At 56.5% G+C, this 10,597-nt stretch carries 13 protein-coding genes and 2 pseudogenes; 4 read left to right on the top strand and 11 right to left on the bottom strand.

What is annotated here, in order from left to right; all coding sequences use genetic code 11:
• On the top strand, positions 1-207 hold a 207-nt coding region (locus JCM25156_RS28670; RefSeq protein WP_025812368.1), incomplete at its 5' end, for an alpha/beta hydrolase.
• 301 nt (positions 208-508) lie between these two features.
• Here JCM25156_RS28670 and JCM25156_RS32815 read toward each other — a convergent pair.
• The 7 genes and pseudogenes from JCM25156_RS32815 to JCM25156_RS29785 form a co-directional block, all read right to left on the bottom strand.
• A pseudogene (locus JCM25156_RS32815) lies at positions 509-667 on the bottom strand (IS3 family transposase); the annotation flags it as partial.
• A 227-nt stretch (positions 668-894) separates the two neighbouring features.
• Positions 895-1,692, bottom strand: a complete 798-nt coding sequence (locus JCM25156_RS30810; RefSeq protein ID WP_242402493.1) for a Fic family protein — start codon at positions 1,690-1,692, stop codon at positions 895-897.
• Positions 1,674-2,228, bottom strand: a complete 555-nt coding sequence (locus tag JCM25156_RS30805) for a hypothetical protein (protein WP_242402492.1) — start codon at positions 2,226-2,228, stop codon at positions 1,674-1,676. The genes JCM25156_RS30810 and JCM25156_RS30805 overlap by 19 nt, the downstream gene beginning before the upstream one ends.
• Positions 2,229-2,860: 632 nt before the next feature.
• Positions 2,861-3,352 (bottom strand): type II toxin-antitoxin system YhaV family toxin, encoded by a 492-nt coding sequence (locus tag JCM25156_RS05220; protein WP_025812367.1) that lies wholly within the window; start codon positions 3,350-3,352, stop codon positions 2,861-2,863.
• A gap of 2 nt (positions 3,353-3,354) precedes the next feature.
• A complete protein-coding gene (locus JCM25156_RS05215; RefSeq protein WP_025812366.1) occupies positions 3,355-3,687 on the bottom strand; it encodes a type II toxin-antitoxin system PrlF family antitoxin in 333 nt (110 codons plus the stop codon).
• Between the two features lie 352 nt (positions 3,688-4,039).
• A complete protein-coding gene (locus JCM25156_RS21720) occupies positions 4,040-4,813 on the bottom strand; it encodes a LysR family transcriptional regulator (protein WP_199898817.1) in 774 nt (257 codons plus the stop codon).
• On the bottom strand, positions 4,804-4,965 hold the full coding sequence (locus JCM25156_RS29785; protein WP_199898816.1) for a helix-turn-helix domain-containing protein: 162 nt from the start codon (positions 4,963-4,965) through the stop codon (positions 4,804-4,806). Before JCM25156_RS29785 ends, JCM25156_RS21720 begins: the two co-directional genes overlap by 10 nt.
• Before the next feature lie 150 nt (positions 4,966-5,115).
• On the opposite strand from JCM25156_RS29785, the gene JCM25156_RS05205 reads away from it, so the two are divergent.
• Together JCM25156_RS05205 and JCM25156_RS05200 are read left to right on the top strand one after the other, a co-directional pair.
• Positions 5,116-5,727: an FMN-dependent NADH-azoreductase gene (locus tag JCM25156_RS05205; protein ID WP_025812365.1), complete on the top strand. Its 612-nt coding sequence runs from the start codon at positions 5,116-5,118 to the stop codon at positions 5,725-5,727.
• A 29-nt stretch (positions 5,728-5,756) separates the two neighbouring features.
• Positions 5,757-6,380, top strand: a complete 624-nt coding sequence (locus JCM25156_RS05200; RefSeq protein ID WP_025812364.1) for a YceI family protein — start codon at positions 5,757-5,759, stop codon at positions 6,378-6,380.
• 312 nt (positions 6,381-6,692) lie between these two features.
• Here JCM25156_RS05200 and JCM25156_RS21715 read toward each other — a convergent pair whose 3' ends face one another.
• From JCM25156_RS21715 to JCM25156_RS05180, 4 genes and pseudogenes are all read right to left on the bottom strand, one after another.
• Positions 6,693-7,511 (bottom strand): aldo/keto reductase, encoded by an 819-nt coding sequence (locus tag JCM25156_RS21715; protein WP_242402491.1) that lies wholly within the window; start codon positions 7,509-7,511, stop codon positions 6,693-6,695.
• 645 nt (positions 7,512-8,156) lie between these two features.
• Positions 8,157-9,265: pseudogene (locus JCM25156_RS21710) on the bottom strand (S-(hydroxymethyl)glutathione dehydrogenase/class III alcohol dehydrogenase).
• Between the two features lie 25 nt (positions 9,266-9,290).
• Positions 9,291-9,566: a formaldehyde-responsive transcriptional repressor FrmR gene (gene frmR / locus JCM25156_RS05185; protein WP_025812363.1), complete on the bottom strand. Its 276-nt coding sequence runs from the start codon at positions 9,564-9,566 to the stop codon at positions 9,291-9,293.
• Between the two features lie 102 nt (positions 9,567-9,668).
• On the bottom strand, positions 9,669-9,995 hold the full coding sequence (locus tag JCM25156_RS05180) for a winged helix-turn-helix transcriptional regulator (RefSeq protein ID WP_242402490.1): 327 nt from the start codon (positions 9,993-9,995) through the stop codon (positions 9,669-9,671).
• Positions 9,996-10,199: 204 nt separating this feature from the next.
• Here JCM25156_RS05180 and JCM25156_RS05175 point away from each other — a divergent pair.
• The coding region (locus JCM25156_RS05175) for a flavodoxin family protein (protein WP_025812361.1) at positions 10,200-10,597 on the top strand (398 nt) is incomplete at its 3' end.

Below are 10,597 nucleotides of genomic sequence, written 5' to 3'. Positions count from 1 at the left end.
CCTGTGCTTATTCAGGTGGGAGAAAACGAGGCTTATTTCTCGGACTCTGCCCGGCTTGCTGACCGTCTGGCACAAGCCAACGTGGATGTCAGGCTTCAGAAATGGCCGCGTGTATTTCATGTCTGGCAGGCATGGAGTCCGCTTTTGCCTCAAGCCAGAGAAGCGGTTGCCAGCGCCGCAGAGTTCATCAAGCGTCAGTTGGCATAAAGGACGGAAGTTCGCTCAACATCGATAGATTATTCACAGTGCCTACCGGGCTCTGTAAAATAATTGATTTAACGCCGGTATTTACGGAGACCTGTGGATGCGTGGCGACGTGACAGACGAGGAATGGGCAATCACTGGAGACCTGCTGCCGCCTGGACGTAGCTGTTGCTCACTGTAATGCTTGATGTCCTACGTTTCGGTTGCCTATGGCAAAATATACATGAGCGCGAAGGAAAATAGCACTCGGTATATGTCCGATACGGCCGCTGATGCTCTTATGACCGCGTCAGTCGCCAACCCCAGCAGGCCTCGGAGCTTTTTTTGATAGCACGTCCTGCAGAGCCGCCTTGTTGAGCGACAGGTCCTCGACGATCCGTTTCAACTCCACGTTCCCGTCCTCGCGCTGGCGCAACCGTTTCATTTCGGCCGGCATCAGGCCCGCGTATTTCTTCCGCCAGTTGCAGAACGTTGCCCCCGAGATGCGTGCCTTCCGTTAAACCCGGTAGCAGGTGTGCCCGTGTCCGTGGACCTCAATACAAACGCGATCTGCGCCTTGGTGAACGCCGATGCCTTCAAGAAATTCTCATTATCCTGGATCCGGATCATAGGTGGAGAATTCCAACCCCAATTTGCCGTGTTTTCGGGGAACTCGTCAAAACATTCGAGGTGGTATAGTCCCTGGGACGCTTAGCCTCTCGGGGCAAATGCGTCCCTGACGGCCTTCACGAATGATGCCCACATCTCGTCCGTTATTCGCGGGTAGTTACGGCGTAACTTCCTGCCCACACTGGCCTCATCGTTCGCGGTTACGGAGCGGATTATCTCGTCTGCCAACCTGTCCGGCATCTCACAAATTTCCTTCAGGTCCAGCCTGGCGTTGTCGTGGTTCCGGAGATACAGCGCCTCATCCCGCATGTGATGGACTATAGTCGTGTTGATGATATCCGCCAAGTAAATGACATGCGGAACATAGTTGGCATATCGCCAAGTAGGCCGAGCCAGGTCCTCGTCAGAAAAGATCAGGTCTGCCTCTACGCCGTCGGGATATATCGTGGGCTTGGAGGCGAATGATATGTGGGATCTAATCTGGCTCATTAGGGGAGCGGAAATCTTGTCGAGGACGTCATCATAGGCTCGACGACTGGTTGGGTCGTCATTGATGGCGACGGATACGGGTAAGATGACGTCTTGGGAGGTCGCACCGTCTCGACGCAAAATGTCGTTGATGAGAAACCGGTGCACGCGGCCATTGCCGTCAATAAGTGGATGGACATAGACGAAGCCGAAAGATGCGATAGCAGCACGCATAACTGGTGACTGGTGTTGCGTGCGATCCAAAAATATCTCAATGCCCTCAAGCATGGCGGCCACGTCTTCTGCCGGGGGGGCCAGGTAGTGCACAACCTGCGAGTGATGGGTTGTCTGTCCGACAAAGACAGGAGACTTTCGATACCCGCTGTATGGAATCAGAGCTGTGTCGCCCAAAATGGCTTTCTGAATACTGGCCAGTCGCTGCTCAGATAGAATGCCACTCGCTGCCTGGTGAGCGTCTGAAGCGCCGCTCCAAGGGAAGGCGGGACGTTGTAACCGGTCCAAGTCGCAATAACTTGAGCAAAACGCTGGATACGATTTGTCGCTCCAGATTCCTTTTCAATGTCAAAGCTCGCCCGACTTTCTCGTGTTGTCAGCCAGGATGCAGAGCGGGACAGCAATTCCGCACCGAACTCCTCAATGATTTCATCATAGTGTCTCGAGATATTGTAATTAAAGGCTTCCACAAGGCGCTTGGAAAGCGGAATGGCTGGGCAGAAAAATCTTGTCCCAGGCATATTGTTGATAACCTTCCACTTGGAGATGCGGATTTCATTCTCCACTACGCTCGCGGCCAGATTCCTGTCACTGTCAAGAACCGGAATGTAAGACCCTCGCAAGTCTGGTGGTTGGACGAGGTCTTCGCCGGTAAGGAACTCATACAGGAACGCAGCACGCCGGGCGTACTGACTGGTGGGTTTGTTGTTCACCCACTCCTGGACAAACCAAGATCCTCCGACGTTAAAGACGCGTGAGAGCAACTCAAGGTTTATGGGCTCATGACGGATGTGAAACTGCAGGTGGTCAGCTATCTTCTCCCCGGGATACATTTGGGGGGGATAGATTTCCGTAATATATGGACCAATGTCTGTAGTACGGCGGTTGGTTCCGATGTAACTTCTGACAGCTAGGCCCCCAAAAGGTTCTACTTCGAAATTCTCTGCGAGCCAGAGTCCCCCGCAAATCATGTTTCCGCCAGCCATCTCACCACCTGTGAAAAACGGGCGACTTTGCCCAAGAACGATGAGCGTAACACAAAAACGATGAAAAATGAGGCGTCAAACGCAAAAAACGTGTAGAAACAGCATGTGCAGGTCGTCCCAACCAGGACTCTCCGTCAAATTCCTTTGGGCCTGCCGGTCAGTTGGTACTCGGCCCATTGTCCGGGGCCCCGTTGCCGGAACCGGTCGACCCGACATCGATATATCGCCTCGTCGTCATAGCGCTGGGCTATCGCGGCCTGGCTATGCGACGAAGGATCCGGTCACGGACACTCAGGCGTCTGCGCCGGATGTCTAGACCAAAGGGCAGTGCCCACTCTTATGACTTTCAATAATATTCGTCATGGGCCCGAAGGCGAGGTTTTTTCCAGCCTGTCGATTGCGGCCTGATCGGACGCGGCCTCACGAAGCGCGATCCAGTCGTCAGGCGGATCGCCGGCCTCCAGCATCCCTTTGAAAACCCTGTAAGCATCGGTCTTTGCCCCATAGGTCCGCAAAGTCGTTTCATCGTTCACCCATGCGAAGATGATGATTTTCGCGGTCGAGTCATAGCGAAAGAATAAACGGAAACGACCATTACCAAATTTTGCCCGGAACCAGTGCCTGTGCGCGACGCCAAGTGTCGAGCCTTGCCGATAGACGGTTGCGGTCGGATCGGCAGGAATTGTCTGGAATACCAACTTGCTCAAAGCAGCCAGCAGCTTCGTGTTCGCCTCCCTCTGGTATTTTTCAGGCTTTTTTGCCTTCAATACCTCGACCGCGTCGGTCAGCTTTTCCAACTGATCGAGAAAGAGGGGATGCGCCAGAATGGTCCAGCCATTGATCGTAATCACGATTAGAGCGCAACGTCACCGTCAATGCTGGCATCGAGGTCAATGTCCATGTCCCCGACAAGCGCGGCCATGCGATCGCGAAGGTTGGTGGGCAGAGCGGCAACGGATGTACCAGGGTGTTTCTCCATGTCCTCGGCCAGAAATACAAGGAAGCGGTCTATAACTGGGTCGCTTGCCTCGTCCTTAGCCCTCTCGACGTAGACCCGATGCTGATCGTCGATAAAGAAGGCGATACGTCCGCCGTAGTCCACGCCCAAAGCCTGCCGAACGCTTTTGGGAACGGTCGTCTGGCCCTTGGCGGTGATCCTGCTTTCTTCTTTCAGCAGCGCAGCCATGTTTAGATCCCCAATTTACACTCGGGTGTATGTAAGGGAATTTCCTTACCTTGTCAAGCTAGACTACACCTGCCGGTTATCTATTGGGCGATTAGGCGTTAATTTCTGAACACGCTCATAAGCGCAGCTTATTTATTCGTTGCTTGTGACGGGGGCAGAAAACCCCTAGCCGATGCGAAGTGAAGGCTAAAAGTATGAAAAGCTGAGCGGCAGGTGGCGACCAGAGGTACGGGCAACACGGCGCACCTCACGATACTGCAATCATGCTTCAATGGCGATGATGGTTTTCAAAACATGAGCTTGTAAGAGCAGTGAGATCCGAGCGAGAGGAGAAACTTGCCAGCAGACGGGTTCAACGCCGAATACATCCAGCAGGACAAAGCTTGAGCCGATCAATCAACCACCGACCAGCTGGGCCTGGCGGTTCGGTTGTTGGATAGACTACAGTCATGGGCATATCGGCGCCCCCGTGGGCAATACCCTCGATACGGAGTTCAACCAGTCGGCCGCCGTCAATGTCCGCTCGAACAGTATGAAGTGGCATGCCACCCCAACCCAGACCGCCCAGCAGAAAATGATGCTTGGCATACAGATCGGCAAGCCGCCATGTCAGGGGCGACATGACGCCACGTTCCTTGCCTGCGGACAGGTTGGTGCGGTCGGTCAGCACAAGCTGGACGTGGCGGGCCAGTTCTTCCCGGGGAATGACGCCGTCAATCCGCGCCAGCGGATGATCATGTGCGGCCACGATCAGGAAGCGGATATCTCCCAGCGCCTCGCTGGACATGGATGGGGGAAGGTCGGGCAGGGGGCCTGCAATACCGATACCGGCCCGCCCATCGAGCAGGGGCTGAAACACGCCGCCAAGGGCCTCGACATAAAGCCGCAGGGGGGTGTGTGGAAACGTCTCGCGAAACTTCGCCGCCATGGCTGTCATGCGGTCCATCGGGAAGAACACATCGACTACGACCGACAGTTCCGGCTCCAGCCCGGACGACATGCCTTTGGCCCGCGCCTTCATGAAATCCACGCCCGCGACCACGCCGCGCGCATCGGCCAGCAGAACCCTGCCAGCGACGGTCAACTGTGGGTAGCGGCCCGTCCGGTCGAACAGCATCACACCCATCTGGCCTCAAGGCCCGCAACCATTTCGCTGACGGCCGATTGTGACCGGCGCAGCAGCCGGGCGGCGGCCGAGAAGCTGCCTTCATCGCTGGCCGCAATGAAGGTGCGCAGTTGGTCCAGTGAGACGCCATCCAGCATGATCCGCCAATCCATCGGTTATTCCGGTATTATATATCGGAATATAGCGGCTTTATAGATACCTGTGTTCATGGGACATGCTGGATCATGTTCAGGGCCATCGGAAACCTGTTTTCAGGGCGCAACAGATGGTCCGTGTCCTGCGCCCCTGCGGAGAAGACCAGCGTGAAGATCCTGCATATCGATTCCAGTATCCTTGGCGAATATTCCTTCAGCCGCCAGCTTTCGGCTGAAACCGTCGCGCGGCAGAAGGCCGAGCATCCCGACGCCAACGTGCTCTACCGCGATCTCGCCGCCGATCCGCTGCCGTACCTGACTGGCGCGCATCTGGCGGCCCGTCAGGGTACTCCCGTGACGGAAGCCACGCTTGAAGCGGATCTGGCGATCGGGAATTCCCATATCGAGGATCTGGCGGCCGCCGACATCATCGTGATCGGCGTACCGATGTACAATTTCTCCATTCCCGCTCAGCTCAAGTCATGGATTGATCGCGTTGTCGTGGCTGGCAAAACGTTCCAGTACGGTGCGGCTGGCCCGGAAGGGTTGCTGCCAGCGGGTAAAAAGGCATTCCTTATCTCGTCCCGCGGCGGGATCTATACTGGCGACAGTCCGGCCGCAGTTCTGGATCACCAGGAAAAATATCTCAGTGCGGTCCTTGGCTTCATCGGTGTGCGTGATGTCGTCTGGATCAGGGCGGAAGGCCTGTCCCTGGGCGCTGAGGCCAAGGAGGCCGCCATTGTCCAGGCCCAGAGCGAAATCGCCCTCGTTCCGGCCTGATATCCTTTTGTGCAACAGGAATATTTTTCATGACCAGACATCATTTCGCGGCATCGGCGCTGGCAGCCATGACTGTTTTCTGCGCGGTTTCCCATGCCACCGCCCAGCAGGTTTCCACGCCCGACCCGTCGGCGGTGAGGGCCGGCACCTATAGGGTCGAGCCGTATCATACGCAGGTCGGCTTCACCCTCTCGCATATGGGTTTCAGCAATTTTTCCGGTTTTTTTAACGGTGTATCCGGCTCGCTTAAAATCGATCCCGCCCATCTCTCGGCCACCAACCTTGATGTCACGATTCCGGTGCAGTCGGTCGACACCACGGTGCCGAAGCTGGATGGCGAGCTGAAAAGCGCGCAGTGGTTCGATGCGAGCCGGTTCCCCAATGCGACGTTCAAGTCCACCCGCATTGTCCAGACCAGTGCGAGCACCGCCGACATTACCGGCAATCTGAGCCTGCACGGTGTGACCCGACCGGTCACACTGAAGGCCCGTCTGGTCGGCAGCGGGACCAACCCGCTCGACAAGATGTTTACGGTGGGTTTTGAAGCGACGGGCACGATTGTCCGCAGCCAGTTTGGCGTCAAACAATACGTGCCGCTTGTGGGTGACGAGGTGACGCTAACGATTGCAGGGGCATTCGAACTGCAACAGTAAATCGTTACAGGCCTTACGATGTGTCGCGCGACATGCGCATTAACGGATCATTTTGTAAAGCCGCCTGTCATCAGGCTGACAGGCGGCCTTTTGTTGTTTCGATTTCGCTTCTGCCCTGTCCGTTATACGCAATGTAGACACGATCGGATTACAGGCTGTTTGAAAAGTTAGATTAGAAAATATCCAGCAATCATAAGGAAGTTTTTGGTGAAGATTTTTTCAAAAAGCGTCAAAGAACACCGCCTTTTTGAAAAAGGCGGAACCCAAAAACTTTTATTGTTTTTTATCAATGATTTGTTTTCAAATAATCACTTAGCCTTTTGGGGGCGCTTCAACCCCGGACATGCTCAAGATGGCAGGCGGCAGGCGGGCTCCCTGAATATGGACGGCATCTACGTCTGCATTGATCTTCGTCCGCTCGTCTGGCGTGAAATGGATCGCCGCCGCGCCGAGATTTTGCTCCATATGCGCGATTTTCGTGGTGCCGGGGATCGGCACGATCCACGGCTTCTGGGCCAGCAGCCAGGCCAGGGCGATCTGCGCGGGCGTGGCGTTCTTCGCGCGCGCCCAGCGTTTGACCACGTCAACAAGCGCCATGTTCGCCTTGAGCGCGTCCGGCGCGAAGCGTGGAATGATGGCCCGTAAATCATTGGTGAAGTGTCGCGACGGGGTGATGCCCCCTCCCAGGAATCCCATGCCAAGCGGGCTCCAGGCCACGAAGCCGATGCCCAGTTCCTCACATAGGGGAATGATCTCCTGCTCGGGGCCGCGCCACAGCATGGAATATTCATTCTGGATCGCGGTGACCGGATGGACGGCATGCGCACGCCGGATCGTCTGTACACCTGGTTCAGACAGCCCGTAATGCCTGATTTTGCCTTCAGTAATCAGGTCGCTCAGCGTGCCGACAACATCCTCGATCGGCATGGCCGGATCGACACGGTGCTGATAGACGAGATCAAGGTGGTCGGTTCGCAGGCGCTTGAGCATGCCTTCGATCGCAATCCGAATATGCTCAGGGCGGCTGTTGAGGCCGGGCAGTTGCTTTCCGGTCTCTGGATCAATATTGAAACCGAACTTGGACTCAAGGACGACCTTGTCCCGGATACCCTGCAATGCCTCGCCGACCACCCCTTCGGAGAGGAAGGGACCGTAGCTTCCGCCGTATCGATTAGCGTCACGCCCCGGTCCACCGCGCGCCGAATGAGGGCAATCCCCGTGGCCCGATCTATAAAGCTGCCATAAAAATCCTTGAGACCGCCCGGCGGGTGCCCCGGAACCCACTGGCAGCCGAGACCGATGCTCGATACTTCCAGATCCCTCAACTTGCGACGGGCCGTGACAGGAAGTGATGTGGGCAGTGTCGCGGCCCGCGCCATGCCTGCGGGAACGAGCGATGCAGCGCCAAGCGCCGCACCGAGCGACAATGCCTTGCGCCGGGTTAGGGAGAGCACGTCGCGAGGAGCAGGTTCAGGAGACATGGCTGTCGGTATCCTTCAGGGTTGACGTTTGAAAACAACGAGCGGCTGCATCAGAGGACGCGATCTGCTGATTGCCCTAGTCTGACAGCTTAATCCGAAGTTTCATTTTCAATTAGTCAGGTTAATCCGCATGACGTCATTAGTATGACTAATAAATCAGCCCCGGCTCTCATCCAGTCAACGCGCATTCGCCCCGAAACACAATGCTACCATCAGATACGCAAACCGGATCGGGCAGATGCGCCTTCATCCATGCCGCCATTGGTCAAACCTGGCGGCATGAAAGGGATCGACCTCAGTAGTGAATGACGGAGCGGATGGATTTTCCCTCATGCATCAGGTCAAAGGCGGTGTTGATGTCTTCGAGTGGCATCGTATGGGTTACGAACGGTGCCAACTGGATATCGCCGCGCATCGCATCCTCCACCATCCCGGGAAGCTGGGTGCGTCCCTTCACACCGCCGAACGCTGTGCCCCGCCATGAACGACCGGTGACAAGCTGGAACGGGCGGGTGGAAATCTCCTGACCTGCCCCGGCGACGCCGATCACGATCGACTGTCCCCACCCGCGATGCGCGGATTCGAGTGCCGCACGCATGACGTTGACATTGCCGATGCACTCGAACGTATGGTCGATGCCCCAGTCGGTCATTTCCACCAAAACCTGCTGGATCGGCTTGTCACAGTCCTTGGGATTGAGGCAATCCGTGGCGCCGAATGCCTTCGCCAGTTCGAACTTTTCGGGATTGGTATCAATGGCGAATATCCGTCCGGCTTTCGCCTGCCGCGCGCCCTGGATTACGGCAAGACCGATACCGCCAAGCCCGAAGACCGCGACTGAATCACCGGCCTGTACCTTGGCCGTGTTATGTACCGCACCGATACCGGTCGTCACGCCACAGCCGAGCAGGCAGACATGTCCCGGATTGGACGCCGGATTGATTTTAGCAAGCGAGACTTCAGCGACGACCGTGAATTCGCTGAACGTCGAACAGCCCATGTAGTGATGGATCGGCTGGCCCTTGTAAGAAAAACGTGTTGTCCCGTCCGGCATGACGCCCTTGCCTTGGGTCGCGCGAACTGAGATGCAGAGATTGGTCTTGCCCGATTTGCAGAACAGACATTCACCGCACTCCGCTGTATAGAGCGGAATGACGTGGTCGCCCGGCGCCACGCTGGTTACACCTTCCCCGACTTCGATCACGATCCCGGTCCCTTCGTGTCCAAGCACCGCCGGAACAATCCTTCGGGATCATCCCCCGACAGGGTAAAGGCGTCCGTGTGGCACACACCTGTATGGGTGATCTGGACGAGCACCTCGCCTGCGCGGGGCGGTTCAACATCGATCTCGACGATTTCAAGTGGCTTGCCAGCCTCGAATGCAACGGCGGCCCGTGATTTCATGATGTTTCCTTCATATTTGGCAGGATCAGCGGAGATAGGACCGGACGAGCGAGACGACCTTCTCGATGGAACCGGAAGCCGCGTCGCGGTCCCCGGCGCACTCGACGAACTCCTCACGCAAATGGCTTTCCAGGATACCCGCCATCAGGCCGTTGGTAGCGCCCCGGATCGCAGCGACCTGTTGTAGCACCGGGCCACATTCAGCCCCTTTCTCCAGAGCCTGCTCTAATGCGTCGAGTTGTCCCCTGATGCGGCGCACCCGTGTCAGGACGCGCTTTTTCTCTTCGGGTGTATGCGGCACGAAAAGGTCACTCCAATTATACTGTCCCTTAGTATCCTTCACATACTCCCATGCAGTATGCAAACAGGCACGGGGAGAGACAGCGACACGATCTTGTGAAGATCACCCGTCGATCCTTTTCCCGTCATAACGGAGCTGTGCTTCCTGAACCTCCTCCATGTGCTGTTCGGCCCAGTGGGTCAGGCTGGCAACAGCCTGCGTCAATGTTTCGCCCAGAGATGTCAGGCTGTATTCGACCGCCACCGGCACCGTGGCATGGACAGTACGCAGGACCAGTCCGTCGCGTTCGAGGTTCTTCAGAACCTGGGACAGAACTTTCTGGGAAATGCCGCCGATCTTTCTCCGGATCACACTGAAACGTGCGCTGCCGTCCCTGAGACAATCAAGAATCAGAAGCGCCCATTTGTCGCCGATCCGGTTCAGCACCATGCGGGTGGGACAGTTTTGAGCATATACGTCGAACGCCGGGTGGGGGCGTGACGGCATTGGTTTCCTTTGAGTAACCATGTGTCCTGCAGGTGCCTTCTTGTCGTGTTTTTAGTCCATGAGTAACTTGGAAAACGAAACTAGGTTTCAATACGAAACCTGGTCTGAAATGTCACTGTGCTACATCGCATTTACAGGGATTTAGGCATGAGCAAGGTTATCGTGGTCTATCACTCGGTCTATGGTCATACGAAGGTGGTTGCCGAGCATGTGGCGCGCGGAGCCGAGGCAAGGCTCGTCGCAATCGACGCGAACGGAGACATCAGTGACGCGGAGTGGACGGCACTGAACGAGGCAGACGCCATCATCATGGGATCGCCCACCTACATGGGCAATGTGAGCTGGCAGTACAAGAAATTCGCCGATGCGACCTCGAAGATATGGTTCACGCGCGGCTGGCAGGACAAGGTTTTCGGTGGCTTCACCAATTCCGCGAGCCCGAACGGCGACAAGCAGGTAGCGTTGATCACCCTGCAGACCCTGGCGTCCCAGCATGGCGGAATCTGGGTCAGCCTGGGCGTTCCCCCGTCGAACACGAAGGCGGC

The organism is Komagataeibacter kakiaceti JCM 25156 (assembly GCF_000613305.1).
This window is presented reverse-complemented; position numbering and strand designations above follow the sequence as displayed.

Bases quoted from the DNA above. Each gene is read 5' to 3' on its own strand.
- JCM25156_RS05215 (WP_025812366.1), bottom strand. From the start codon at position 3,687: ATGGCTGCGCTGCTGAAAGAAGAAAGCAGGATCACCGCCAAGGGCCAG.
- JCM25156_RS21720 (WP_199898817.1), bottom strand. From the start codon at position 4,813: ATGGGTGTGATGCTGTTCGACCGGACGGGCCGCTACCCACAGTTGACC.
- JCM25156_RS29785 (WP_199898816.1), bottom strand. From the start codon at position 4,965: ATGGATTGGCGGATCATGCTGGATGGCGTCTCACTGGACCAACTGCGC.
- JCM25156_RS05200 (WP_025812364.1), top strand. From the start codon at position 5,757: ATGACCAGACATCATTTCGCGGCATCGGCGCTGGCAGCCATGACTGTT.
- JCM25156_RS05180 (WP_242402490.1), bottom strand. From the start codon at position 9,995: ATGGTGCTGAACCGGATCGGCGACAAATGGGCGCTTCTGATTCTTGAT.